The sequence below is a fragment of the [Clostridium] clostridioforme AGR2157 genome, assembly GCF_000424325.1.
Lineage (GTDB): Bacteria > Bacillota > Clostridia > Lachnospirales > Lachnospiraceae > Enterocloster > Enterocloster clostridioformis_A.
In genome coordinates this window covers 1-23,167 of the sequence record NZ_AUJR01000065.1, presented here as the reverse complement: position 1 = coordinate 23,167, position 23,167 = coordinate 1, and the positions used below count along the sequence as shown (strand labels likewise).

Below are 23,167 nucleotides of genomic sequence, written 5' to 3'. Positions count from 1 at the left end.
ACTTGATGCAAAGTTTCTGGGAGAGGCAGTCTCCGATTACCGTAAACGTCCCGAGGGCTGGAGGATCAAATTCAAAATGAAGTCAAACAGCATCAAGATGTACGATAAATATAACTGCCTGCGGATTGAGCTGACCATCAATGACCCAAAGGAATTCAAAACTTATAAGGATGTCCGCCACAGGGACGGCACAGCTTCAAAGCGCTGGGTTCCCATGGGAAAGTCAATCGCCAACCTCTACCGGTATGCAGAAATAGCAAAAGCTGCAAACAAACGGTTCCTGGATGCCATCCATGACGTTGTCCCCGCTGCCAGCAAAGTTCTTTCCCATAGGAATCAATATCAAGAGCTCCTTCCACAAATTTCCTCATGGTCTTTTCAATTTCATAGGTTTCTTTTTCGATAAAATGTTGTATACTGTTAATCATGGAAAGCACCTTTCTTTGTGAGTGTATGTTTGCAAAACTATATTATCACAAAGGGGTGCTTTCTTTTCATTCCTTTTTATGGTTTACATAAATTCCCATTACCCGAAATTTATTTTACGCTACTGTCAGGTCTGGCGTTGCTTCCTAATAAATGACCATTAAGGAAATCCTCAATAATATCGCTTCATTTCCAGCACCTCGTTATCTTGTTTAGGACTTGATCCGGTACGGTCTTCCGCTTTCCTGTATTGGCACAGACAATTTTTCCCATAGGTTTCATGCCGGCTGTTTTAAAGAATTCGTCCATATTGCGGATCGCACCTCTGCTTTGCCCGAATATCCAGGAAAAGGGAGCAGGCGTATTGCAGGCGGTCAGCAGCATGTATCGCTTCCCACTCAGTCTCGGTTTAGGGAAGGTTGCCGTTTCTTCCATGGCAATTCCCAACAACCGGTCAAAGAGGTTTTTCACAGGCGCTGGAACATTGGCCCAGTATACAGGAGCCGCAAGGATTACAACCTGACATTCCCGGAGCAGGGAAGTGATTTCCTGAATATCATCCTTCTGCACACATTGTTCTGTTTTTAAACAAACCCTGCATCCTGTGCAGAAAGCAAGATCCTTTTCATATAAATTGATTTTGGTAACAGTATATCCCGCCTTTTCCGACGCACTAACGGCATGGTTCAGCATGGCTGCCGTGATTCCATCTGGATGAGGACTACCTAAAATCGCAAGTACTCGTTTCTGGCTCATTGCTTTGCCTCCGTGTTCGCAATAGATTGGTAGAACATATCAAATCCATATTGGAGAAACTGTTCTTTGGATTGTCCCATAGACTGTTTGATATATTCTTCTTTACTTGCTGCCAGCTGTATCAGCCCTGCCAGCATCCCCCAGCATGAAAACGAAGTAGGCGCAATCTCCAAGTCTGTTCGCAAGTCGCCCTTTTCCATGCCGGACAGCAAAACAGATTTTATCATTTTGCTGATCTCTTCTCCTACCTGAAAGGTTTCCTTCTCCTCTGGATAAGTATTCTGGTTTTCAAACTGAATATTGATTTTTTCCAGCGTCATATTAAAATAAAACGGATATTCCTCCTGATACCGCACCAGCTCCTGACAAATCAGGTCATACTTTTCCCTTGTAGATTCCTGCTGCTGTATAGCCGAGGAAAGATATGAGCATAACCTTTTCATACTGTCCAGTACCAATACGCTGACAATTTCTTCCTTACTCTCAAAGTACACATAGAGCATGGCTTTGCTGTAGCCCGCCGCTTTTGCAATATCATCCATCGACGTCTGGGAAATTCCCTTTTCCATAAAAAGTGTGGCTGCCGCAGAGGAGATATTTTCCCGATGTACGCTTCTCGGTTCTTTTTTTCTCCTTCCCATAGTACCCTCCAATAATTAAACTTACAGTTTAATTATATAGAAAAAACTCCTATTTGTCAATGGGTCTGGAAAAGCCTGTAACAGACTTATGAAACTACTCAGACCTTTTCCGAGTATAAGCAACCATTATAATCATTATCACCACTATCTGCGCCAAACTGACATTCCAGGTTTTCAGACTTGGGAAACCACACAAAGAAGTTAAGGTACACCTCCCTCCTAAAACAGTATTGGACCATGCATGAAGCAGAACAGAAACCCATATGCTTTTCGTAATTTTGTGAGCTGCCGCTAAGGTAATTCCTAATGTAACGCAAAAAAGCGTAAACGCTACAAAATGATAGGAGCTTTGTGCCGTGTTTGGAACCAGCCACAGAGGCAGGTGCGATATGCTCGATCTCACTTAATATATGACTGGAAATCAACACTGTCCTGTCATAATCTTTGATCTGAGACAAGAACAGTTCCCGCATTTGCCGGATACCCATAGGATCCAATCCGTTGAACGGCTCATCCAGCACCAGAAGCTTCTGTGAATATATAGGCTAAATGAATCTCCAGGTTTTCGCTCGCTGATAAATGCTCATAAAATACCGGCGTTTCAATCAAAACACCCATCTCTCTTACTGACATTTTGTCAGTCATTGTGTGAAAAATAAGAATGATATTGCTGTTATACAAACTCTCATTCAAATTTTAGAAAAAAAGCGGCACTTTAGGATTCAATACCCTTTCCAACAGTATTTTATATGTCTCCAAATAACTCTCTAACTGTCTCTTATCCTGTTTGGCAATCTTAGCGTCATTAGATACAAAAATATATCCAGTCATTAAAAATGCCGCCATCTCTTTCGGCTTTTCCACATGAAACACGCCTTCTTCGTTTCCTTGTTCAAGAATATAGGCAAAGTAACCTATCATACACTCACATAACCTGTGATAAAAACGATCCAGCATATAGCGATTTTCCTCCAGATTAACCGCTTCCTGGAGAACAGAATTTTCAACCGTAATGTCCTCATCCGAAACAAGAGTCAGAGAAACGAATGCTTTGATTTTCTCAGGAGCGCTTTTCGTCTCATCATATGCCAATGATTCCAACTGCTTCAGTAATGGTTCAGAATATCTGTTTATAATACAGTATAGAATATCCTCTTTATTCTTAAAATGATAATATAAAAGTCCGCGAGAAATCTGAACTTTATCAATGATGTCCTGCGTTGTAGTATTCAGGTATCCTTTTATAGTAAATAACTGGATCGCAGCATCCATGATTTCAGCTCTGCGAATCTCTGGCTCTTTCACATCACGCATAATATGCTACCTCCTAGTTTGTCAATGACTATATTTTCACCCCCTGGTGTAAAGCGCCAATGTAAATTGATTCATTTAATAAAAAGACATCAACACACAGTGAGCACTGCGTATTGATGTCCTTTTTTTAAGCATACTCTTACGGAGCCTTTGATAGAATAGAGCTGCTGCAATCATTGCCAGCCCTGCCGTAAACAGCCACAGCTTTGCTGTGTAGTTGCCCGTTATCATAAAGAACAGGTAAAAACTTCCCAGCTTTGGCCCCATACCGATGTTGAGAGCGTAATAAAGCAGCGGCGGCATATATCCGATGACTGTATTTCCCGTCAGCGCGGAGGTCAGCATGCCCATGGAGCCTAAGAATAGGGCATCCGCCATCGTCCCTAGCGCCAAAATTGGCGTCACATCACAGCTTTGCAGTTTCATATATGTGGCAAATACGCAGATTAACAAGGCAGCAATTCCCACGGAATACACCGCTCGTATCAGGTGGACCTTTGCTGTGCTGCAATACTTGGAAGATACCAGATCGTCAATTTCCTCGTTCTGCTCCGGCTGAAACACCGGCGTTAGAAGCACAACGCCAATCAGGGAAACAAACATCTCCAGCGGCATGGCTGCGGAATTACGATCCAGATTGGCTGTGCCGATGAGGAGTGGAGTGACAAGGCATAAGAGGACAGCCACTGCAATGGCTATAAGCGCATTATAGCGAATGCGCCTCCTTACATCATATTTTGAACAACCATCAGTCCTAAAAAGAAAACACCGGCAACTGCATAAAGACTGTTTACAATTAAACAAACTTTCATCAAATTGTTTTGAGCCTTTGCCTTGACATAAGAGATAATGGTGAACACTCCACTGAAAATCATAAATGCTGCATAGCAGGCAATCATAATTTCAGCGACAGGCGATTCTAACGCCCAATCAAAAGTTCTAAGCGGGAGAATTGTCCACGGGACAAAAAGCATAATGGCGCTGACAGCGGTTAAAATTTTGTTTTTCATCATAATTATCTCCTTTCAGCCTGCCCGAAACGAAGGCAGGAAATGCCTAAACATAAGATTGTAATAAGGATAGCGACAGGTATCCACGGTATTAGCTCAACCTGCGCTATATCAAGGTTTGCTGCAAGTTTTCCATATTCGGATGTGATAACGAAAAACGGATACGACATTGGATAAGCAAACCACGCTTTTGTATTGATGATCAACACCGACGGTACAATCGAAGCCAAGCCGATACCAATAGAAAAAATCGGCGTCTGAATACAAACTGATAACATCCAAAAAAATGCAATCATCGGTATTGCGGACAGAAATATTAAGCTAATCTCTTTTTGAACAAACAATGGCGGCAAGATAAAATTATAATCCTGTGTCCCCGAACTGATGGCGGCGCTGATATAGTACACACCCGTCATCATTAAGATTTGTGTTGCCGCCAGCGTTAGCAACACAACAAACTTGGCTATACATAGTTTCGCTGTACTGATCGGCAGGGAAAGCATTTTCAAAATGCCCTTGTTTGCTCTTTCAGTCTGACTTAAAAGAACTGTCCCGACTACCATACTTGCAGGGAACATAAACCACGCCATTCCCATAAAGCCTTGAATAAAGAAATTGTTTTCCGGCGAAATTCCCTCTGCCTGCATACCGAAATTCATTTTGGCATTCAAGATAGACGGCATCCAAAGAATAACGGCAGCTACTGCCAAAATGAAAAGGATTTTAGATCGGCGTATTTTTTTGAACTCTACGCCGACAAGTGTTAAAAAGCTCATTCAAACGACCTCCTTACCTTTACAAGTATGAGCTGCGCCAAACCACACACAGCAAGCTCTGCGATTGCACCGCAGATATAGTGCGTTGACTGCGTTATATCTGTACCCGCAAATATCTGAAAAGGCAGTGCAAAGGGAAAGAGAGAAAGAGCAAAGTGACTTGTCGGCAGCATAGTTGCAGTAAACACGCATACTACGCCAATTCCAAGTGATACCCACATATTCTTACAGGCTTCCGAAATAAGAAGCGACAAAATAATGCAGGGTAACATCAAGAATAACGAATACCCGAAGCCTTTGCACAGTTCACCAAAAAAGCCGCTTCCGATTTCAAACCAATGATAGGAACATAATGTGACTGCTCCCGCTTCTATTACAAGCACAAAAAGGCTCATAAAAATTGTCAAAACTGCTTTGCTCAAGAAAATAGAACTTTCACGAATAGGCAAAGACTTCATTTTCTGCATTGCATTGTCGGCATATTCGGTATGATATAACAGACAGGCTCCCGTCTCTACAAGCAGCACGTTCAGCATTGCCATCATCTGCCAATTTGCGCCAAGCAGAATTTGTATCGGATTTCCTGGCAGGTTAAGATACATTTCCGAACGGACAGCCATATTGATAATAGGGACAACCGCAGCTAAAATACCTCCACATAAAAATGTGGGTAAAAATCCAGTCCGCTTTGCCTTTTTACATTCCAAAGAAACGCTCATCGCACCGCCCCCCTTTGCCTGTTGTCAGCATCGATCAAGGCAAGGAATGTATCCTCCAAATTATCCGTAGGGTAGCCCTGTGAAACTGCACTGGTTTTAAGCTGCTCAAGTGTTCCCTCAAACAGCAGATGACCGTGATTCAAAATACCGATGGTATCCGCCATCAGTTCTATTTCGGACAGCAAATGCGACGATACCAAAACGGTACAATCAAACTTTTCAGGTAAAGAACGGATCAGCGTTCTGATTTCGTGGATACCGACAGGATCAAGTCCGTTTGTCGGCTCATCTAAAATGAGGATTGGCGGTTTTCCAATCAAGGCGCTTGCAAGACCTAACCTCTGTTTCATTCCAAGGGAATATTTTTTTGCAAGCCGCTTCTTAAATTGCGTCAGCCCCACGATTTCAAGAGCTTCCGCTACGGAGGATTTGGGAAGTCCCAATATCTTGCGAATAATTTCGAGATTTTCTTCACCGCTTAAATTTCCATAAAAGGCGGGGGCTTCAATAAACGAGCCGATTTCTTTTAGAATCTGCACTCTGTTTTCGGAGTACATCTTCCCGTCAATCGTAAATGAGCCATCGGTTGGTTTGGTAAGTCCCAAAAACATTTTCATTGTAGTGGACTTTCCAGCACCGTTCGGACCGAGAAAACCATAGACAGCGCCTTTCGGGATATGCAGATTGATACCCGAAACCGCAGTAAAATCAGCATATGATTTTGTCAGATTTTTAGTTTCAATAATATTCATTGTGTTTTGCTCCTTTCGCATCATTGCAAGTACATTGTAACTTCCCAACCTTGTGCTAACCTTCTCGTGTCCTTACATTTACTTTACATTTCAGAGCATATTAGAAAATGACATATTTTTATGGTATAATAGGAAACACAAAGGAGGTAGACCTATGGACTATGATTACTTGAAGCAAAAACGCATTTTGCTTGTCGATGATGAGCAGGAGCTTTTAGATATGGTCGTGTCTATTTTAAACGAGGACGGATTTCATAATATTAAATCGGCAAAAACGGTGGGTGAAGCGATTACTGTTTCTGAAACCTACCAACCTGAATTTGCAATTCTTGATGTAATGCTCCCTGATGGGAATGGGTTTGATCTGATGGAGCGGCTTAAAAAAGTGGCTGACTATCCCATGCTGTTCTTATCTGCCCGTGGCGAGGATAACGATAAGTTTCGTGGCTTCGGACTCGGTGCAGACGATTACATGGTAAAGCCGTTTTTGCCAAAGGAGCTTTTGTTCCGTGTGAGTGCCATTCTTCGCAGGAGTTATAAAACAGAAAATCCTCTTGTAAAATTGCATGACAGCGAAATTGACTTTGAGCGTGCAGAAATCATAAAGGACGGAGAGCATATTTCACTTACAGCAAAGGAACATGATATTCTCACAGCCTTATATCGAAACGCCGGACGAATCGTTACGATCGACGCTTTGTGTGAAGCCGCTTGGGGCGATAATCCTTTCGGTTATGAAAATTCACTGATGGCGCATATTCGCCGGATCAGAGAAAAGATTGAAGCGAATCCATCTCAGCCTGTTTCCCTGATAACAATTAAGGGACTTGGTTATAAACTCGTTGTGGAGGGCAAGTAATATGAAAAGCGTACCGAAACTAATACGGCGTTTTGTCGGTATTATGCTCTTGTCCTCGGTGTTGCTCATTATTCTGAATTTTGCTTTATTAGGGACATATATGCTCAATCAAGCACCAAATGGTTCTCCTTGGACAACGGCGCAGAAAGTTGCCGATAATTTGTTGCAGGATGGTAATGAATATGTTTTGACCGAAGATACAGAGATTGAACTTCAAAATACGAATGTATGGGCAATTTTTATTGACAACGCAACAATGAAAGTTGTATGGCAAACGGATAATCTTCCCGAAACCGTACCTATGTCATACACCGTTTCAAATATAGCAAGCTTAACCCGTGGCTATATAGACGGGTATCCGACATTTACAGGAGAAGCAGAAAACGGACTTGTGGTACTCGGCTATCCGAAAGACAGCTTTTGGAAACATATGTGGCCGAGCTGGGATTATAATTTAATCGCCAACTTGCCCAAAACGGTTCTTTCTGTTTTTGCGATCAATATAGCCTTGATTTTTATAATCTATGTGATTGCCAATTCCAAGCTGTTAAAATCCGTGAAACCAATAGTCAGCGCAGTACAGGCTTTGTCTACAAACGAAGAAGTCCATATCAGGGAAAAAGGACTTTTATCTGAGCTTGCGGTAAACATTAACAAGACCTCAGATATTTTGCAAACTCAGAGCAGGAAGCTTCGCAAAAAAGAAACCGCAAGAGCAAATTGGATTGCAGGGGTATCCCACGACATACGCACACCGCTGTCAATGGTAATGGGGTATGCCGGACAGTTAGAAAGTGATATGCAGCTATCAGAAGATAACCGAAAAAAGGCTGCGGTTATTGTGAAGCAAAGTAATCGAATGAGGAACTTAATTAACGATTTGAACCTTGCCTCCAAACTGGAATATAATATGCAGCCAATCAATCCTGAAAAGCAAAATCTAATTGCTGTTGTCCGTCAGGTTGTGGTCGATTTTATCAATATGAATATTGATAAAAAATATATGATTGAATGGAAAACGGATGAAACCTTAACCGCTTGCCCCGTATGTATTGATAAAGATTTAATCAAACGAGCAGTAAGCAATTTGATTCAAAACAGTATGAACCATAACGAACAGGGTTGTCATATCTTTGTTCGTGTTATTGTTGAAGATCATTTTTATACGGTTGTTGTTGCCGATGACGGTATAGGTGTGACAGATGAGCAGATTGAGAAACTCAATCATTCTCCGCATTATATGGTCTGCGACGAAAACACCTCTGAGCAACGGCACGGTTTAGGCTTGCTCATTGTCAAGCAAATTGTATTTGCACACAGCGGAAAAATGCTGATAAAGCATAGTGAATATGGCGGCTTTGAAGTCGATCTGAGCTTGCCGATGACTATGTAAGGCAAAAAAGGAAACAAAAGAACGCTCTGGTTTTGGAAGTGAAATCACCCCCGCAACCACAGATCGGCTCGTAACGCTTTCTGCCTGCCACTATGAGTTTTAATACCAGGTTTGTATTAGTTGGAAAAATTACGGAATAGAAAATATGTAAAGCCCTGATATCCACATCAAATTGTGGAGTATCAGGGCTTTTGATTATCATGCTTTCTGAACAGGCAGTAGTAATCTAATTCTCACTGCGACTATTTTACTGTATCCGCTTACGAATCCTTTGATAGAATAACGCTGCTGCCATCATCAGTAGTCCCGCAACGAACAACCACAGCTTTGCTGTGTAGCTGCCAATGACCATAGAGAACAGATAAAAGCTTCCCAGCTTTGGCCCCATACCGATGTTGAGCACATAATAAAGCAGCGGCGGCATGTATCCGATGACTGTATTTCCCGTAACCGCCGAGGTCAGCATACCCATGGAACCTAAGAACAGGACGTCTGCTATCGTTCCGAGTGCCAGAACCGGCGCGACATCGCAGCTTTGCAGTTTCATATATACGGTAAATACGCAGATCAGCAGGGTGGCAATCCCCGCAGAATACACCGTTCGTATCAGGTGGACCTTTGCTGTGCTGCAATACTTGGAAGATACCAGATCGTCAATTTCCTCGTTCTGCTCCGGCTGAAACACCGGCGTTAGAAGCACAACGCCAATCAGGGAAACAAACATCTCCAGCGGCATGGCTGCGGAATTACGATCCAGATTGGCTGTGCCGATGAGAAGTGGCGTTACAAGGCATAAGAGGACAGCCACCGCAATGGATAAAAGTGCATTATGCCTGAGATTGATTTTTGCAATTTCTAATACCGGAAACCGCTTTTTTGAAGAATGCATTTCCACCGAATTCCCCCTTTCTTTTTGCTTCATAGATTAAAATTGTGAGTATGATCAGCGCCAGAGAGATTCCCACCATCAGCAATCTATTCTGCACAAGGTTCTGGAAATGATCCAGATAGTCCTGTGTACGGAACAGTGACTTTGGGCCTGCATTGTGTCGGGGAGTCAGACGAAGCAGGGAATACCCCGAATGAACAGTTTTGATTCCTAGATTCACATCAAGCATCCACCAAAGTCCCTGTACTACAACGGCAATGGGCGTGCCGGTCAACTCCGTCAAGAACAAACCAATGGCTGTGGAAATCATTACGCTGGGCATAAGCCACCCGAAATCATTAAGCGCCTCCATTTTGGCACGCCTGTCTTTCATGCTCAGGATAACCGCCAGAAACACCGGCAGGATTGACAGTACCATAACGCCTGCATAATCGGAGAACAAACGGGCATAGCCGCCGGTCACTTGATCGGAACTGACCGCAAGGTCGTACCGCTCTTTTGCCTCTTCATAGGTCAGAGGAACCGTTCCATACCCAATCAGCGAATCCACCGCGTAGTTAGAACCACCACCCAGAAGATCATCCGCCTGCCCCATCAGTTCCTTGAATCGGGCATAGTCCATATCATCCCTTACTGCGAACGTCATCTTTTCAGGACTGCTCTGCTGGTTCTCACCCGAGCCTATGGTAAAACCACCGTTGCCGTCCTGCTGCATACCATCCCCACCGATCTGGAAGGTGTAATTGTCGGAACCACCGGGCGTAATCCCAGCTACTTCCTGTAAAATTCTTTCCTTATTATATCCTGTAATCTCGAAAAGGATTTCGGCTATTTTTGCCTGCTCGCCTTCGCTGAGCTTTACGTGCTTGAGAAACCCAATGGGATAGGTTATCGGAAGCATTGCAAAAGCGGTAAGCACTCCAATCTCGAAACACCTTTCCAACAAATACAGGACGCTTCCCCAATCAAACGCGACATATCCGGGGAGTACGCTGAACAGAACCGCGAGAGCCGTAATCATCATAAACCCGACTGAGTATACTAAAACTACAAAAAATTTACTGAAAAGATACTTTGCTTTGCTGACAGGCACAATCCAAAGCTGTTTCAGGACATCATTCTGCTTTTCTTCATGGATAAGCATGGTACAAAGTATTCCTAAAACAACCGGCAGGAAAATAAAGAGTGTATAGCCAAATGCCGACCATTTGTAAAAGTTCTGGGTCATGCAAAATGGCATTGGCAATACCAAGGCGCTGCTTCATACCAAGGGAATATTTGCTGAACAACTTTTTGTCTTTATACGGTAGCCCCACAATTTCCAGTGCGTTTTTTACCGCATTAGGGGCGGCTGTACTGCGTAGCTTCGCAAAAATCTCCAGGTTTTCCGTCCCGGTCAAGTTTGGGTAAAACCCCGGCGTTTCGATGATTGCACCGATACGGGGATATACACGCTTTTCTTGTCCTTTGATATTCTTGCCGAACACGTCCACCTCGCCAGACGTAATAGAAGTCAAGCCCAAAATCATTTTCATAATTGTGGTTTTTCCGGCACCGTTACGCCCCAGCAGACCATAAATACGGCCTCTTTTTACATGAAGATCAACCGCGTTAACGGCAGTTTGTTCCCCATAGATTTTCGTCAATCGTTTTGTCTCAATCACAAAATCATCCATGTTGGATTCCCTCGCTTTCAATAGGTTTTTTCTTGCAATATACCAGCCGCTGTCGTGACTGTATTAATTACAAGAAAAGTATGACACACTAACCTTGCCAAAACCTTGCCGAACCCTTGTTTTTTTCTTGTTTTAGCAAAAAGCTCTGCATGTTCATGGGGTCTTCGGAAACAGGATTGTAAACATCGTTCCAGAACCGGGAGTGCTGGCAACGGAAATTATTCCTTTATGGGCGTTGACAAGTTCTTTCGTAATAGATAACCCTAAGCCATTTCCTTTTCCGGATCGGGAATTATCACATTGATACATTCTTTCAAAAATGTGTGGAAGATCATCAGGGGAAATTCCTTTTCCATTATCGCCCACTACAATTTGGGTCTGTTCTCTATCATGAGAAATAGACAGCACTACTTTATCGCCATTGCTGTGAGTGATTACATTTTGCAACAAATTATTGAGAATACGGGTATATGCGTTGGGGTCTATTCGAATAAGGTACTCTGTTTCGGGTATTTCTATTTCGTATTCAAAGTGACTGTTTTCTAAAACAGGAATCCAGTCCGCTATGATATTACGGGTCAACTCGTTAAGGTCAATCTGTTCAAAACGGAAAATCTGTTCCCCCGCATCCAGCTTAACCCATTCAAACAAGCTTTCTACAAAGTGTTTCAAGTGTTGTGCTTTGTCTGACGCAACATAAATATATTCTTCCTTTTCTTCCCCGGCAACAAGCCCGCTTTCAATCGCTTCCAGATACCCGACCAAAGAGGCCAGAGGTGTTTTGACATCATGGGAGAGACTTGTCATTAACCGTTTATATGCCTGATCTGCTTGCCGCTGCTGGATAAGACGAGTTTGATTGGAGATGGCGATTTCGTTGATGTCATAGCAGATTTGCTTAGTCATATCGCTTTCTTTTGCTAAAACCCGGCGGTTAAGATTACCGCATTTTATATCTTCCAGAGCGTCTTTTATCATTGTTAGCTGTTCTCTAACGTGCCGCAATTTGGAAATGAGGAACACAATAGTAAGCAAAGCAAGCATGAAAGCCAGAAACAGATAAACATTGATTTCCATTTCAAGCCTCCTTATTGAAGCGATAGCCGACGCCGCGAACGGTCTGTATATAAAACGGATGCTCTGGGTCAGGCTCAATCTTTTTTCGCAGCTTGCTGATAAAGGACATAATGTTATTGTCATCAAATGCGTATTCTTCTTCCCGTACCTGCGTGTAAATCTGTTTCTTTGTATATACTCGCCCCTTATTAGATGCCAGAAAGAAAAGCAGATCAAATTCTTTGCCGGTGAGATCGACAACGATACCGTTCATAGAAACAATGCGGTTTTCTTTGTCAATTACCATATCGTTCCAATGGAGCCGCTCACCCGGCTGATCCCCACGCCCTCGGCCCGCGCAAGGTCGGCCCTGCCCATGCCGAGTATGTAGTGGGCATAGACGCGCCGGGCCTGGACGGGCGGGAGCTGGTCAATGGCCGCATAGAGGGCGGCCCGGTTCTCCCCGGCCTCGGTGATCTGCTCCGGGGTCAGGGGCGGATGGGTCACATCCCCCTCGAAGCCGGGGGTGCTGTCCAGGGAACACTCGCCGCGATCCCGCTTGCGGCGCTTGTAGCTGTCGCCCAGGCGGCCCCCGGCGGAGAGGGTCACGGCGATTTCGTCCGATACTTCCATCGTGATGCGCTCGGTCAGATGGGGGTAGTAGTGGTTTAGGATGATCACTTTCATAATTGCCTCCATTTCGATGTTGGGCGGTTGACGGACAGCAGATCGAAATGGAGGGGCGGCGGGGAGCGACAGCCAGAAGAACTGCCACGCACCACCTCTGGCCACGATGGCCAGAAGCAGAATATAAAAATGTCCGCATGGCGCAAGGCCACGCGGACAAGTACGACATTATTCTTATTTAAGTACTGGCAGGTTTCAGGTGTAAGGACGAATGGATGCACCAACAGGAAAAGACCTTTTTCGCAGTTGACTGCGGGACATCCCCATGACAGGGCCGGGCTTTTTTTGATGACAAATTAGGTGGAGAAACAATAAGAACGGACATGACGATACCTCCTGAATACCGCCGTGTCCTTAAAATGGGCAACTACAACATATACTGTTTGCTCATTTGCTTATAGAAAGCAGCGGTCTGAAATTTGTCATTTCAAAACCGCCGCAAGGCTACTTGTTTTTTGGGGCGCGTAGATACCAGCCGCCAAAACAACGGTTTTTTTATTATCCCGTTGGGCAGATGGTATTTTCTATATCAAATTTGCATCTTATTGAAACCGCTGATAGGACAAGGTTTTAGCTGAAGCACTTCCCCTTAAAGGGATTTTGATTGCCTAAAGGTTTTGCGGTAATCCGAAACATAACGCATCCATCAGGACAGACAGCCACCTTGCTGTACTTTCCATCGCCGCCGATGTTCTCCAAATCCCCGCCGCTCCTTATGGCCTCCATAATCGGGAAAAGCACCATCATTACTTTGGAGCAAATACCATAACCCTCCGAATTGACGGGGCAACCATAGGTAAAGGTATATTTGTCCCCAATTTCTTCCCCGTTTCGGCAGTAATGCTCCGTATGGTCGCCGCGCAGAAAGCCAGTTACTTCAACTTCAAATTCGTATTCTTCATCAAGCCATTTTTTCATATTGATGCTCCTCTCACCGTGTCGGCATTTGAAAACCAGCGAGAGCCTTATTCAGATAGTCATTAAACGGCTTCATCAGGCGAAAAAGCTCCGTAGCACAAGTAAGGAACTGTTCCGCATCGTCAAGCTCCGCATCTTTGATAGGATATTCCAGATACCAGCTCTTGAACTTTAGACTCTCTGCCTGGGGGTGTTCTCTATCATATCCGGCAGGAACATTTTTAAGCGCCGTCCCTTGCACAGTGAAGTGCTTTTTGAACTCTGGAGCATTGACAATTTGTTCCCATTCCTCACCGTTAGCGGAAATGTAGTCCCGTACCATAGTTGTCGCATCCTTGAACATATCCGCAAACAGGCCCCCGCCTAAAAACGATTGATCCCCCGGTTTTATCATCAGATAATACCCGACCGGGACAGGCAATTTTCCCATAGAGGAAATGTGGGCGCGAAAAGCGGGGTTATACGGGGACTTGTCATGGCTAAACCGGGTGTCCCGGTTCAGTTTGAACGTGAGCGTTTGCGGGGCATTATGCAGGACGCTGGGATCAAATTCTCCAATGCTGAAAATAAGCGTCTGGATCAACGCTTCAAATTCCGCATTTGCCGCTTTATACTCTGCCTTATGTGCATGATACCATTCCCGGTTGTTGTTATCGCGCAGCTCGGTCAGGTATTTCAAAATAGCCGATATATTCATTGAGCCAATTTCCTCCTACGCATTTTGGACGACGGATAGGGCTGTCCCATCTAAAAATTTTTGGATAAACTGCTTCAAAGCCTCCGGCGATTGATATGTTTTGCAGAAAGAGAACTCCTCTGACAAATCATCAATGGACTCCATCGCTTCTTTTACTTCCAGCATAGTTTTGGGGGGTATAGGTGTGGCGGCGGTAAAGTCCAAATGGGCCGGAGAAATTCGATGGTTTTGAATGGCGTAATTGACCCGGTTGATACAATGGCACTTCCCGTTTCCATATTCGCCGCAATAGTCGCGCAAAAAGTCTGCCATTTTCTTTCTGATCCGGGACAATCTCTGCCGGTATGCTTCTGCGGTGATCCCCAAAATATCTCCCGCAATTCGGCTGTCCACCTTGAACATCGTGCCCAGGATAAAAATACAGCGGCTTTCCACATCAAGGCACTGGAGCATGACGTTGGTGCAGGACATTTTCAGTTCTTCCGCCAGGATGGATTTTTCCATGTCCTGCGTCAAGTCCGGCACATCATCAATTTTTCCATTCAGAATATCATCCCCATAAAACTCGAAGCTAAGAGGAAATTTTGCGAACATATGCTTTTTGTAGTTTTTCAAGTGGTTGACCGCAATACTGAATACCCAAGTGGAAAAAGAGCTATCCTGTTTGAATGAGGATAAGTGTGTGATGACTTTCAGCAGAATGTCTTGTGATGCGTCCTCCGCGTCTGGAAAGGTTCCAAGCATCCGCAGCGACAGGTTGAATACTAAATCCTGCACACTAAGGATAATGGTTTCCAGTGCGTCTTTGTTTCCGGCGGTGGCTTGCTCGATCAGGATCAGCAGTTCTTTGTTTTCTATGTTGTCCATGGCTTTTTTACCTCCTATACTTTATTAGACAATCGGAGAGAGAATTTGTGACAAGAAATTTTCTAAATTCTCCTATTTATTATTATAAAGCACATAGCAAGGATTTCACCAAACACACATCTAATTCACAGCGAGAATATCAAGGGGCATCCACAAAGCCCGTGAAAGGTTGGGGACATAGGGAAAACGCCGCCTCCGTTTTTCGCGGGGTTTCCGGGGGAGCACGTTAGCGGCAAGCAAGGCAAGTGTATAGACACTTGCGATTTTCGCGCCGCGAAAATGCTTGTTGGGGTTCCCCCAAACCCGATGGACTTCTGGCCACACTGGCCAGAAGTCCCATTGTCTGCGGCCCTGTCGCTCACCGCTCCTGGGCCTTATTTTCCCGCCCGTCCGTCAGGCCGAGCAGATGATCCACACTGCCCTTGACGGCCACCAGCTCACGCATCTGCCGCTGGGCCTCCCGGTACTCGATATAAAGGGCCTTTTTCTTGTCGGCCAGTTCCTGGCGCTCCTTTTTCAGTACGTCCATTTTGGGGAGCTTGGCCCCGCCCAAAATGTCATTGATTGCAGCCTTGGCCGCCCGGTAGTCGGCCAGCTCCGCCTCGTGCTGGGCCAGATACTTTTTGGAATACTTGGACGCCTTGTACCCATCGAATACAGGCCGGGTCTTGGCGTAGCTCACCACAGCGGCCATCAGCTCAGAAGTTTGGGAGAGCCGGGCCTCCGTGGACTGTATCTCTCCGGCCAGGGCAGCAGGTCAGCCACGGTCACGGCGTTCAGGAAGTAATGGCGACAGTGAAGTTCAGGATCCATTAAAAGAGGCAGTTAAGCAGATCATCAATGATGAAGAATTGCAACAAACGTTGGCTTCAGTAGCTGAGGTTGTAGAAACAAAGCTAAAGGAAGTTTCAAGCAGAACGTTGGAAAAGTTGCGGGAAATGGATCCTGCTGTTGCAAACAGTCTGAATCCGGTTATCCCTACTGCTGACAAGTTAAAATGGGCGGATGTTTTTAAGGCAGTGTCAATTTCAGGAGATGAGGACATTCCTATCAATAAAAGAGGAAGCGGTGTCAAAAGACTTGTCCTGTTGAATTTTTTCAGAGCAGAAGCTGAGCGGAGAGCTGCCGAAGGTGACAACACGGGGATAATTTATGCGATTGAAGAACCAGAAACTTCCCAGCATTCCAATAACCAGCGAGTGCTGATAAAAGCACTAAAGGAACTGGCTCAGGCAGCCAATACACAGATTTTGCTTACAACACATAGCCCTGTTTTTCCAGCCGTTAAACCCTTATACGGGCAACAAGCTCGGAATAGGTAATTGCCAGATGCACCTGTTGTTGGATCGCAAACAGCACCCCGGCCTCAAGGCGGTCACTTTTAATCAAGTGCATGGTGCAAGCCTTTTTTGACAGACTTTTATAAGTGCCGCATTGATAATATACATAAATCCCTTTGGATGCGATCCGGGACATCGCCCGGCCACAGTCAGCACATTTCAGAAAACCACTGAACAGGTAAAGCTGTTTAGCTTTGGGAGCGGTGCGAGTATCCCGTTTGAGCAGGCTCTGCACCTTTGCAAAGGTTTCCCGGTCTATGATGGCCTCGTGGGTATTCTCCACGATAAACCATTCTTCCTCCGGCACCTTTTCTTGAATATGGATTTTATAGCTTTTCACCCGCTGGCGGCCTTGTACCATATCCCCCACATAAACACGGTTTTTTAAGATCGTGTCTATGGTGATTGTACTCCACATAGGATTGCCCTGGGCGTTGGGGGCGTTGTACTTGAGCCCCTGCTGTTGCTTATAGGCTGTGGGACAAAGTGTCCCGTGGTCATTCAAGTAATAGGTGATCCCCCGCTTGTTCATGCCGGACAGGGATAAACTGATCCTGCGTGTACCAATAATAAAAATCTTTCAGATTGATTGTAGTCATAATTAAACCCCCGTTTCGGTGTTGGTTGAATGAGTGACCGAAACGGGGGCGGCGGGGAGCGGCATCCCGGGGAGTTACACCGCACCTCGGGACACTTTGTCTCGAAGTACGGATAACAAAAAACGCCCACATGACACAAAGCCATGCAGACGCACGAAATAATATATTCATTTATGTACTGCTTGTTTTCATATCCATAGCCGGACTGCTCCGGGGGAGGGGCTACACTTTTTTTAACTGATAGAGCTCACGGGGACTACAAAATATGAAAATGGACACAGCGATACCTCCTGGGCACCGCCGTGTCCTTAAAAAAGGGCGACTTTAATACACCCTCCGTATTCTCTTTTTTCAAAAGAAAACGGCGGCTTGAAATTTGTTATTTCAAAACCGCCGTCTATCCATGTCGCAAACACTAGAAGCAGTTTTGCATGGAAACAGAAAAAGCCGATAAACCGTGATCTCTCACGAGTTTATCGGCTCTGCGTCTTAGCGTCTGGCTCTTTATTCTCGATCAATATTTCCGTTTTTTAGAGCAGCAGTTACTTTTTTTATCTGCCGCATTTCTTCGGGAGAAATATGTTGCTTTCTGCTCTGTAGTGCGGCATATAATAATTTATCGCTTTCTCGCTCTAAAAAATCATCACTCGGATATTGATTGAGCAGAGCGACAAACACTGGGGTCGGTAATAAATTCGTTAAAAGTTCAAAATCCTCCTTATATAGCTCTGCATCAGATAAAATATCCAAAAGGTCTGCCAGTGAGTGGACTTCTTGCAATATCAATTTGACTTTATCTTGACTACCATCCGCTTGTAAAATACTATCAATCAGTGTTTGATATTTTATATCGTTCATGCGTTCTCCGTAAGAAATTGTGATTTTAGGCTCGTGCTCTGGATAAGCCGGAACAAGAAATACTTTGTCCATAGTTTTTAAGGCAACTGATTTTTGGATAGTTTCAGCAAGTTTTGGTATGCACAAATGGATATAGCGTTTTGAAATTTCCGGCAGTTCCATCTTTCTATCCAAATCGCAAAACGCATTTTCAAGAATAGACTGTATTTCTTGATTTGATTTTTCAGAAAAAGAGTAATACAGAGAAACAATATCATCTTGTGATAAATCAAGTCTTTCTGGGTTGCGGTGTAGGATAGTAAGTCCAAGCGCAGATAGAAATACAGGTTCAAACAGGTTCATGGGAACACTACGATAATCTTGAGTGAGCCCACACAACAGATGGTGTATGTCCCGTGGAGCAAAGTGCATACAAAACTCATTCTCCGCTTCAATGCACCGCAAATATCGTTCGATAAACTCTATACCGTCAAAATTGGGTCTGCCCAAGTAGGTGGGATAATCAGCCGTGATGTGGATTTCCTGGGCGGTAAATTGTGGCCGGTATAGTTTGAAAAAACCGTTAATGCCGTCTACGATTGTAGAGCGATAATATACATTGGGCGTGTTGAGCAAATGTGCCGTTATACGCTTTTGTCGATGGCGTGAAATTGCTATTTTGCGCTCCACCAATTTTAATCCCTTTTCAAAAAGAGACTTCAACGGTTCTGTTTTCAATGCCTCTACTGCGCTTTCCGGTGCTTGATAGGTCTTTAACTGTACCCCTATCACAAAAGCGGCAGAAGTCAAAAGCTCCTGCGCCTTTTCCGTGGGGATAGAGCTACTTTTTCCCTGGCTCCATTTGTCGGTCTGCTCCGCAAGAATGATCAGCAGTTCCGTTTGGATTTTTGATAATTCTTGATCCGACAGTAACCCGCAAAGATGCGCCTGTTCCATAAGGGATTGAAAATAATATCTTGAATTTAACCGCTCTGGTAAGATTGGATGTAAAATATCAAGTACGGTCATGCTGTTCCTCCGAATACTGCTTGAATGTTCCAAAAGAACGTCCACTATGAATATGTTTGGATAATTGCGGCAACGCCTCGCTTGAAAGCAGCTCCAGTGAGCCACGACAGCGCCCATTAAATGCCTTTTTCATAAAACTGATTAGTTCGTCATCCGTCACAGCATCCCAAGTATCATTTTTGAAATCGTAAAACATCCCAATCAGTTCATGTAAAGTATCCTCGTAGTTCTCGTTTGATATATACGGTGAATTGCAAAAGGCCATAATCAGTTTGTCGATGATGCCGCTATTAAATTCAATCCGTTTCGTATCCTTTAAGGCACATGTCCGAGTATGTGCGAGGGCAACGGCTTGCTGTTGTGTTAAAACTAATCCGTATGCCGCCGTATTTTGATTACAAGAAAGTATTTTGTCTGTAACCTGCTGTTCCATCGCCCCGCTGATTGAAGCAAGAGCAAAGTGCAAGCTGTCTTTTTCCATTCCATTCTCCTTTTTTGGACTTTGGGACAAATTGTCCCAAAGTTCCAGTTAGAGGTTTGCCGCTTTGTTTTCTGATACCTGCACAATGATGGTGTTCAGGCGTTGTACGTTAATCAGTATTTCATGCTTACTTTAGGGCAGAAAAGAGGATAGTTTATCAAAATCGTATCTTCCCGGATTTGACTTCGGGTTTTTCCGCCGCATATTGGGCATATCAGCCATGTGCGATTTTTCATTTCAAACCCTTTCTTTCAAAATTGAATTGATAATCTGCCTAAAGCCATAATCTAAAAAGTCCTTTTCCGAAATCGAAAACTGCTTTGCTATGAATTTTCCTTTTGTTTGGGCAAGTACAAGTAAGGCGTCAATGTTTGACCACAAAATATACACTGTCATCATTGGAACAACATCTGGATGGACAATGCCCTTACTCTTTCCGCCCTCAATAAATTCTGCCAGAAGATTATTTATTTCTGTTCCCAAAACCAAAATATGTTTTACTGTGTCCGAAAGGCTATTGAAATCAAGGTTGGCAGAATTTGCACTATTTACATGATTTGCGGAATGTGAGTAGTCATTTTGATATTTACTCATCGCAATACAAATCCCCTTGTACTGCTCCATAAAATCTTCATTGAAGTTTATGCTATCCTCAATGTTCTGTTTTAAGATAAGCAATCCTTTTTCGACAATATGATGTAAAATATCTTCTTTGCTTTCGTAATAGGCATAAATTGTACGGCGACTATATTCAGATGTTTTTGAAATATCATTGATCGTAGTTTGTGCAAACCCTTTTTCAGAAAACAGTCTTACAGCCGCTTTCATAATTTGCTCTTTGTGTAAAGCTGCAATAGCCTCTTTCTTGTTTTGTCTGTCCATGTTAAACCACCGTTCTATTTAGTATACTCATAGTATACCACAATACAAAGGCGTGGTCAAGATGAAATTAAATACTACCTGTATGGTCGAGCAAATGGAAATCGGGTTTGATGCTATAAAGTCGCTTGACACGAAATAAAATACTACTTAAAGTAAAAATGCACTTCGTTCTCATAGTCTCACCCGAAATGTAGAATAATATAGGGTGATATGAGAATGTACCAATACGACAAACAACTTGACTTCCACGCCCTGGGCCGGGAGATCAAACGCAAAAGAGAGGAAAAGGGCTGGACGCAGGAATACCTCGCTCAGTTGGTGGATCGTGTGCCACGCTCCATCATGTATATTGAGAACAGGGGCCAGCACCCAAGCCTCAACACCTTTTACCAGCTTGTCACCCTGCTGGACATTTCAGTGGATCAATTAAGCGGCGAAAGCTCTTGCAGAAAGCAGATTGATATACTGCTCAATTCCATGGACGAAAAAGAATTAACTGTAATAAAAGCCACAGCAGAGGGGCTCAAGCAGGCCCGGGAAACGGAGGAAGCGTAAGAAAGCGTAACCTCCGTTTTTTGCGCTATTCTCAGGCTTGCACGAAACGGCAAGCAGGGCAGGTGTGGCCACACCTGCTATTTTTGCCGGGCCGCAGGCCCCGCAAAAATGCTTGTTGGGAAGCTCCCCAAACCCGCTGGACTTCGGGACAAAGTGTCCCAAAGTCCCGGCGCTATGCGCCTGTTGTCTGCGGCCTGTCGCTATCGCTCCTGGGCCTTATTTTCCCGCCCGTCCGTATGGCCGAGCAGATGATCAATATTTGCCTTAACCACCACGGCCTGCCGCATATCCGCCTGGGCCTTGCGGTACTCGGCATAGAGGGCTTTTTTCTTTCCCGCCAGCTCCTGGCGGGCCTTTTTCATATCCGCCATTTTGGGAAGTTTCTCCCCGGCCAAAAGCTCGTTGAGCGCCGCCTTTGCCGCCCGGTAGTCAGCAAGCTCCGCCTCATGCTGGGCCAGATATTTTTTACTGTACCGGCCGCCTTATAGCCATCAAATACGGGCCGGGTCTTGGCATAATCCACCGTTGCCGCCATAAGCCCGGCTGTCTTTTCGAGGGCCGCCTCTGTTTCCCGCAGCTCCCTGGCGAGAGCATGAAAACGCTCCACCGCCGCCTCGGTGCTGGCCGCCATCGTTTCATAGTCCATAAGGTCATGCTCCCGCAGATACTGGAGGGCGGCGGCCATCTGTTTAAGGTTGTAAACCTTGACCCACCGTTCATAGGCTGGGCCTTTGCCCTGGGCCATGCGCTGTTGAATATCTATTATCAGATTGACACGCCGGGCCGGAGCCGGAGCCTCGTCTGCCAGTACCGGGATGGGCCGCTCCCCGGCAATCACCGCCCGGATGTCCCCGGGATCAAAACCGTCCCCGAGGGTAGAGGAACGCAGGCGGGTAGGTTTATCCTGCCCCGGAGCAAGAAAGGAAATCACGCCCCCCGCCCATGCTTTACCGCAAAGCCGGACTCCTCCATAAGCCGGAGGAACGCCGCAAAGTCGGCGGGCTTTTGCTCCAGAGCGGCAACGATGGCCCGCCTCACCCTCTGCTGTGCAGACGGGGGCCGTTCCCCGATCCACTGGCCGTAATGCAGGAAACGGCCCTTGCTGTGGAGCTTTGGGTTCTGGATCACGGACAGGTCATTTTCCAGACATACCCGGTCAGAGAGCCGCCGCAAAGCCCCCGCCGACCTCCAGAAGTCCCGGAATTTCCGGGTGTAGTCCAGCGAGATCGGATTGTAATAAATGTGGTTATGGATATGTTTCTTGTCCGTATGGGTGGCAACGAAAAAGGCGTGTTTGCCCTTTGTCCAGCGCATGGCCGTTTCATAACCTATCCGGTTGGCCTCCTCCGGGGTAATTTCCCCGGGGGCAAAGGACTGGCGGATCTGGTAGCAGAGCACCTCCACCTCCCGCTTTTGTTCCCGGCCCGTGACAGCCTTGTACTTTGCCTTGGAGAGCAGGAACTCGGCATCGGCGGTCTGGTGGTCGCACTCATAGGCAGAAATGAGCTCCCCGCCCTGGGTTTTCTCCGGGTTCTTCCCATAGTCCAGACGGTCTTTCAAAGACTGCCCAATGGTTTCCCCCTTGCTGATATGGTGGGTAATCAATCGGGTGGTAGCCGTAACTGCACCTCCTTTCCGGCAGAGAACAAAGTGCCTTCGGCACTCTCAACTCCCCTGCCCCTCACTCATGAGGGGTTTTGGGGGTTTATCTTTTTGACTTTTTATTGTAAAATGTTCTTATGCATTATAACAACATCCTCCAGACTATTTTTTCTGACCACCTTGAATACATCCAATATGTGCTCCGTCCTGGCAAAAATGTTTTGGATAACATCAACAAGATGATCCATTGCCATGATCCTTCTTTTGGCGGCGCTTTCTTTGGCTGCCCTCATTGTGGGAACCTTAAATTTGTCCCTTTTTCCTGTAAAAGCCGTTTCTGTCCTTCCTGTGGCAACATGTATAATCAGAAACGGGCTTTTCGTATGTCCTGTAAACTGGTTTCCTG

At 45.1% G+C, this 23,167-nt stretch carries 25 protein-coding genes and 7 pseudogenes; 6 read left to right on the top strand and 26 right to left on the bottom strand.

Annotated features, from left to right (window positions below; translation table 11 throughout):
- A pseudogene (locus tag G614_RS0121065) lies at positions 1-406 on the top strand (hypothetical protein); the annotation flags it as partial.
- 206 nt (positions 407-612) lie between these two features.
- Here G614_RS0121065 and G614_RS0121060 read toward each other — a convergent pair.
- The 9 genes and pseudogenes from G614_RS0121060 to G614_RS0121020 form a co-directional block, all read right to left on the bottom strand.
- Positions 613-1,182: a flavodoxin family protein gene (locus G614_RS0121060; protein ID WP_027643525.1), complete on the bottom strand. Its 570-nt coding sequence runs from the start codon at positions 1,180-1,182 to the stop codon at positions 613-615.
- The gene (locus tag G614_RS0121055; RefSeq protein ID WP_027643524.1) at positions 1,179-1,823 is read right to left on the bottom strand and encodes a TetR/AcrR family transcriptional regulator; all 645 of its coding nucleotides are present in this window, start codon (positions 1,821-1,823) and stop codon (positions 1,179-1,181) included. The genes G614_RS0121060 and G614_RS0121055 overlap by 4 nt, the downstream gene beginning before the upstream one ends.
- Positions 1,824-2,206: 383 nt before the next feature.
- Positions 2,207-2,444, bottom strand: a pseudogene (locus G614_RS35140) (ABC transporter ATP-binding protein); the annotation flags it as partial.
- A 75-nt stretch (positions 2,445-2,519) separates the two neighbouring features.
- Complete coding sequence (locus G614_RS0121045) at positions 2,520-3,137, bottom strand: TetR/AcrR family transcriptional regulator (protein WP_027643522.1); 618 nt, start codon at positions 3,135-3,137, stop codon at positions 2,520-2,522.
- Between the two features lie 75 nt (positions 3,138-3,212).
- A complete protein-coding gene (locus tag G614_RS0121040) occupies positions 3,213-3,752 on the bottom strand; it encodes a hypothetical protein (protein ID WP_155245098.1) in 540 nt (179 codons plus the stop codon).
- 110 nt (positions 3,753-3,862) lie between these two features.
- Entirely contained in the window at positions 3,863-4,150 is a 288-nt protein-coding gene (locus G614_RS0121035; RefSeq protein WP_242828170.1) for a DUF308 domain-containing protein, read from the bottom strand.
- 2 nt (positions 4,151-4,152) lie between these two features.
- The gene (locus G614_RS0121030; protein ID WP_027643519.1) at positions 4,153-4,923 is read right to left on the bottom strand and encodes an ABC transporter permease; all 771 of its coding nucleotides are present in this window, start codon (positions 4,921-4,923) and stop codon (positions 4,153-4,155) included.
- The gene (locus G614_RS0121025) at positions 4,920-5,642 is read right to left on the bottom strand and encodes an ABC transporter permease (RefSeq protein ID WP_027643518.1); all 723 of its coding nucleotides are present in this window, start codon (positions 5,640-5,642) and stop codon (positions 4,920-4,922) included. The genes G614_RS0121030 and G614_RS0121025 overlap by 4 nt, the downstream gene beginning before the upstream one ends.
- The gene (locus G614_RS0121020; RefSeq protein WP_027643517.1) at positions 5,639-6,394 is read right to left on the bottom strand and encodes an ABC transporter ATP-binding protein; all 756 of its coding nucleotides are present in this window, start codon (positions 6,392-6,394) and stop codon (positions 5,639-5,641) included. The genes G614_RS0121025 and G614_RS0121020 overlap by 4 nt, the downstream gene beginning before the upstream one ends.
- A 154-nt stretch (positions 6,395-6,548) precedes the next feature.
- Here G614_RS0121020 and G614_RS0121015 point away from each other — a divergent pair, with 154 nt between their 5' ends.
- Both G614_RS0121015 and G614_RS0121010 read left to right on the top strand, forming a co-directional pair.
- A complete protein-coding gene (locus tag G614_RS0121015; protein ID WP_027643516.1) occupies positions 6,549-7,253 on the top strand; it encodes a response regulator transcription factor in 705 nt (234 codons plus the stop codon).
- A gap of 1 nt (position 7,254) precedes the next feature.
- On the top strand, positions 7,255-8,646 hold the full coding sequence (locus G614_RS0121010; protein ID WP_027643515.1) for a sensor histidine kinase: 1,392 nt from the start codon (positions 7,255-7,257) through the stop codon (positions 8,644-8,646).
- Positions 8,647-8,893: 247 nt separating this feature from the next.
- Here G614_RS0121010 and G614_RS0121005 read toward each other — a convergent pair whose 3' ends face one another.
- From G614_RS0121005 to G614_RS0120960, 10 genes and pseudogenes are all read right to left on the bottom strand, one after another.
- Complete coding sequence (locus G614_RS0121005) at positions 8,894-9,535, bottom strand: hypothetical protein (protein ID WP_027643514.1); 642 nt, start codon at positions 9,533-9,535, stop codon at positions 8,894-8,896.
- The gene (locus tag G614_RS33965) at positions 9,474-10,763 is read right to left on the bottom strand and encodes an ABC transporter permease (RefSeq protein ID WP_330367032.1); all 1,290 of its coding nucleotides are present in this window, start codon (positions 10,761-10,763) and stop codon (positions 9,474-9,476) included. Before G614_RS33965 ends, G614_RS0121005 begins: the two co-directional genes overlap by 62 nt.
- Positions 10,747-11,211, bottom strand: a pseudogene (locus tag G614_RS28330) (ABC transporter ATP-binding protein); the annotation flags it as partial. The gene G614_RS33965 and the pseudogene G614_RS28330, both read right to left, overlap by 17 nt.
- Positions 11,212-11,364: 153 nt before the next feature.
- Positions 11,365-12,288, bottom strand: coding sequence for a sensor histidine kinase (locus G614_RS0120990; protein WP_027643512.1), 924 nt, complete (start codon positions 12,286-12,288; stop codon positions 11,365-11,367).
- 1 nt (position 12,289) lies between these two features.
- Positions 12,290-12,577: pseudogene (locus G614_RS28325) on the bottom strand (winged helix-turn-helix domain-containing protein); the annotation flags it as partial.
- Positions 12,568-12,954: an RNA polymerase sigma factor gene (locus G614_RS30515; RefSeq protein ID WP_044918459.1), complete on the bottom strand. Its 387-nt coding sequence runs from the start codon at positions 12,952-12,954 to the stop codon at positions 12,568-12,570. The gene G614_RS30515 and the pseudogene G614_RS28325, both read right to left, overlap by 10 nt.
- 570 nt (positions 12,955-13,524) lie before the next feature.
- Positions 13,525-13,872, bottom strand: a complete 348-nt coding sequence (locus G614_RS0120975; protein ID WP_027643510.1) for a TIGR04076 family protein — start codon at positions 13,870-13,872, stop codon at positions 13,525-13,527.
- Positions 13,873-13,885: 13 nt separating this feature from the next.
- Entirely contained in the window at positions 13,886-14,569 is a 684-nt protein-coding gene (locus G614_RS0120970) for a DUF2461 domain-containing protein (RefSeq protein ID WP_027643509.1), read from the bottom strand.
- Positions 14,570-14,584: 15 nt separating this feature from the next.
- Positions 14,585-15,436, bottom strand: coding sequence for an RNA polymerase sigma factor (locus tag G614_RS0120965; RefSeq protein ID WP_027643508.1), 852 nt, complete (start codon positions 15,434-15,436; stop codon positions 14,585-14,587).
- Between the two features lie 358 nt (positions 15,437-15,794).
- Positions 15,795-16,184: pseudogene (locus G614_RS0120960) on the bottom strand (hypothetical protein); the annotation flags it as partial.
- Here G614_RS0120960 and G614_RS0120955 point away from each other — a divergent pair.
- Positions 16,162-16,758, top strand: a complete 597-nt coding sequence (locus G614_RS0120955; RefSeq protein WP_027643506.1) for an ATP-binding protein — start codon at positions 16,162-16,164, stop codon at positions 16,756-16,758. The pseudogene G614_RS0120960 and the gene G614_RS0120955 overlap by 23 nt on opposite strands.
- On the opposite strand, the gene G614_RS0120950 is transcribed toward G614_RS0120955, so the two are convergent.
- The 6 genes and pseudogenes from G614_RS0120950 to G614_RS0120935 all read right to left on the bottom strand — a co-directional run bounded on the left by G614_RS0120950 (position 16,721) and on the right by G614_RS0120935 (position 20,604).
- The gene (locus G614_RS0120950) at positions 16,721-17,281 is read right to left on the bottom strand and encodes a recombinase family protein (RefSeq protein ID WP_420341536.1); all 561 of its coding nucleotides are present in this window, start codon (positions 17,279-17,281) and stop codon (positions 16,721-16,723) included. The two genes, G614_RS0120955 and G614_RS0120950, sit on opposite strands and share 38 nt — an antisense overlap.
- A gap of 16 nt (positions 17,282-17,297) precedes the next feature.
- Positions 17,298-17,375, bottom strand: a pseudogene (locus G614_RS35135) (sigma-70 family RNA polymerase sigma factor); the annotation flags it as partial.
- Between the two features lie 504 nt (positions 17,376-17,879).
- Positions 17,880-19,241, bottom strand: coding sequence for a DUF6179 domain-containing protein (locus tag G614_RS28315; protein ID WP_049948089.1), 1,362 nt, complete (start codon positions 19,239-19,241; stop codon positions 17,880-17,882).
- Complete coding sequence (locus G614_RS0120940) at positions 19,228-19,722, bottom strand: DUF6323 family protein (RefSeq protein ID WP_044918457.1); 495 nt, start codon at positions 19,720-19,722, stop codon at positions 19,228-19,230. The genes G614_RS28315 and G614_RS0120940 overlap by 14 nt, the downstream gene beginning before the upstream one ends.
- A 113-nt stretch (positions 19,723-19,835) precedes the next feature.
- Complete coding sequence (locus G614_RS30510) at positions 19,836-19,958, bottom strand: cysteine-rich KTR domain-containing protein (RefSeq protein ID WP_334291514.1); 123 nt, start codon at positions 19,956-19,958, stop codon at positions 19,836-19,838.
- Between the two features lies 1 nt (position 19,959).
- Complete coding sequence (locus tag G614_RS0120935; RefSeq protein WP_027643503.1) at positions 19,960-20,604, bottom strand: TetR/AcrR family transcriptional regulator; 645 nt, start codon at positions 20,602-20,604, stop codon at positions 19,960-19,962.
- Between the two features lie 216 nt (positions 20,605-20,820).
- Here G614_RS0120935 and G614_RS0120930 point away from each other — a divergent pair, with 216 nt between their 5' ends.
- Complete coding sequence (locus G614_RS0120930; RefSeq protein ID WP_027643502.1) at positions 20,821-21,159, top strand: helix-turn-helix domain-containing protein; 339 nt, start codon at positions 20,821-20,823, stop codon at positions 21,157-21,159.
- 200 nt (positions 21,160-21,359) lie between these two features.
- Here G614_RS0120930 and G614_RS34690 read toward each other — a convergent pair.
- Positions 21,360-22,764, bottom strand: a pseudogene (locus G614_RS34690) (relaxase/mobilization nuclease domain-containing protein).
- Positions 22,765-22,898: 134 nt separating this feature from the next.
- Between G614_RS34690 and G614_RS34685 the strand changes: the two are divergent.
- A partial coding sequence (locus G614_RS34685; protein WP_242828169.1) for a transposase zinc-binding domain-containing protein occupies positions 22,899-23,167 on the top strand: 269 nt, incomplete at its 3' end.

What these genes read in the sequence shown, in the direction of transcription:
- G614_RS28315 (WP_049948089.1), bottom strand. Translation starts at nt 19,241, where the DNA reads ATGACCGTACTTGATATTTTACATCCAATCTTACCAGAGCGGTTAAAT.
- G614_RS0121015 (WP_027643516.1), top strand. Translation starts at nt 6,549, where the DNA reads ATGGACTATGATTACTTGAAGCAAAAACGCATTTTGCTTGTCGATGAT.
- G614_RS0120990 (WP_027643512.1), bottom strand. Translation starts at nt 12,288, where the DNA reads ATGGAAATCAATGTTTATCTGTTTCTGGCTTTCATGCTTGCTTTGCTT.
- G614_RS30515 (WP_044918459.1), bottom strand. Translation starts at nt 12,954, where the DNA reads ATGAAAGTGATCATCCTAAACCACTACTACCCCCATCTGACCGAGCGC.
- G614_RS0121025 (WP_027643518.1), bottom strand. Translation starts at nt 5,642, where the DNA reads ATGAGCGTTTCTTTGGAATGTAAAAAGGCAAAGCGGACTGGATTTTTA.
- G614_RS0121055 (WP_027643524.1), bottom strand. Translation starts at nt 1,823, where the DNA reads ATGGGAAGGAGAAAAAAAGAACCGAGAAGCGTACATCGGGAAAATATC.
- G614_RS0121045 (WP_027643522.1), bottom strand. Translation starts at nt 3,137, where the DNA reads ATGCGTGATGTGAAAGAGCCAGAGATTCGCAGAGCTGAAATCATGGAT.
- G614_RS0121005 (WP_027643514.1), bottom strand. Translation starts at nt 9,535, where the DNA reads ATGCATTCTTCAAAAAAGCGGTTTCCGGTATTAGAAATTGCAAAAATC.
- G614_RS0120975 (WP_027643510.1), bottom strand. Translation starts at nt 13,872, where the DNA reads ATGAAAAAATGGCTTGATGAAGAATACGAATTTGAAGTTGAAGTAACT.
- G614_RS0121020 (WP_027643517.1), bottom strand. Translation starts at nt 6,394, where the DNA reads ATGAATATTATTGAAACTAAAAATCTGACAAAATCATATGCTGATTTT.
- G614_RS0121060 (WP_027643525.1), bottom strand. Translation starts at nt 1,182, where the DNA reads ATGAGCCAGAAACGAGTACTTGCGATTTTAGGTAGTCCTCATCCAGAT.
- G614_RS0120940 (WP_044918457.1), bottom strand. Translation starts at nt 19,722, where the DNA reads ATGGAAAAAGACAGCTTGCACTTTGCTCTTGCTTCAATCAGCGGGGCG.
- G614_RS0120965 (WP_027643508.1), bottom strand. Translation starts at nt 15,436, where the DNA reads ATGGACAACATAGAAAACAAAGAACTGCTGATCCTGATCGAGCAAGCC.
- G614_RS0121035 (WP_242828170.1), bottom strand. Translation starts at nt 4,150, where the DNA reads ATGATGAAAAACAAAATTTTAACCGCTGTCAGCGCCATTATGCTTTTT.
- G614_RS0121010 (WP_027643515.1), top strand. Translation starts at nt 7,255, where the DNA reads ATGAAAAGCGTACCGAAACTAATACGGCGTTTTGTCGGTATTATGCTC.
- G614_RS0120930 (WP_027643502.1), top strand. Translation starts at nt 20,821, where the DNA reads ATGTACCAATACGACAAACAACTTGACTTCCACGCCCTGGGCCGGGAG.
- G614_RS0120935 (WP_027643503.1), bottom strand. Translation starts at nt 20,604, where the DNA reads ATGGACAGACAAAACAAGAAAGAGGCTATTGCAGCTTTACACAAAGAG.
- G614_RS30510 (WP_334291514.1), bottom strand. Translation starts at nt 19,958, where the DNA reads ATGAAAAATCGCACATGGCTGATATGCCCAATATGCGGCGGAAAAACC.
- G614_RS0120970 (WP_027643509.1), bottom strand. Translation starts at nt 14,569, where the DNA reads ATGAATATATCGGCTATTTTGAAATACCTGACCGAGCTGCGCGATAAC.
- G614_RS0121040 (WP_155245098.1), bottom strand. Translation starts at nt 3,752, where the DNA reads ATGCCGCTGGAGATGTTTGTTTCCCTGATTGGCGTTGTGCTTCTAACG.
- G614_RS33965 (WP_330367032.1), bottom strand. Translation starts at nt 10,763, where the DNA reads ATGACCCAGAACTTTTACAAATGGTCGGCATTTGGCTATACACTCTTT.
- G614_RS0121030 (WP_027643519.1), bottom strand. Translation starts at nt 4,923, where the DNA reads ATGAGCTTTTTAACACTTGTCGGCGTAGAGTTCAAAAAAATACGCCGA.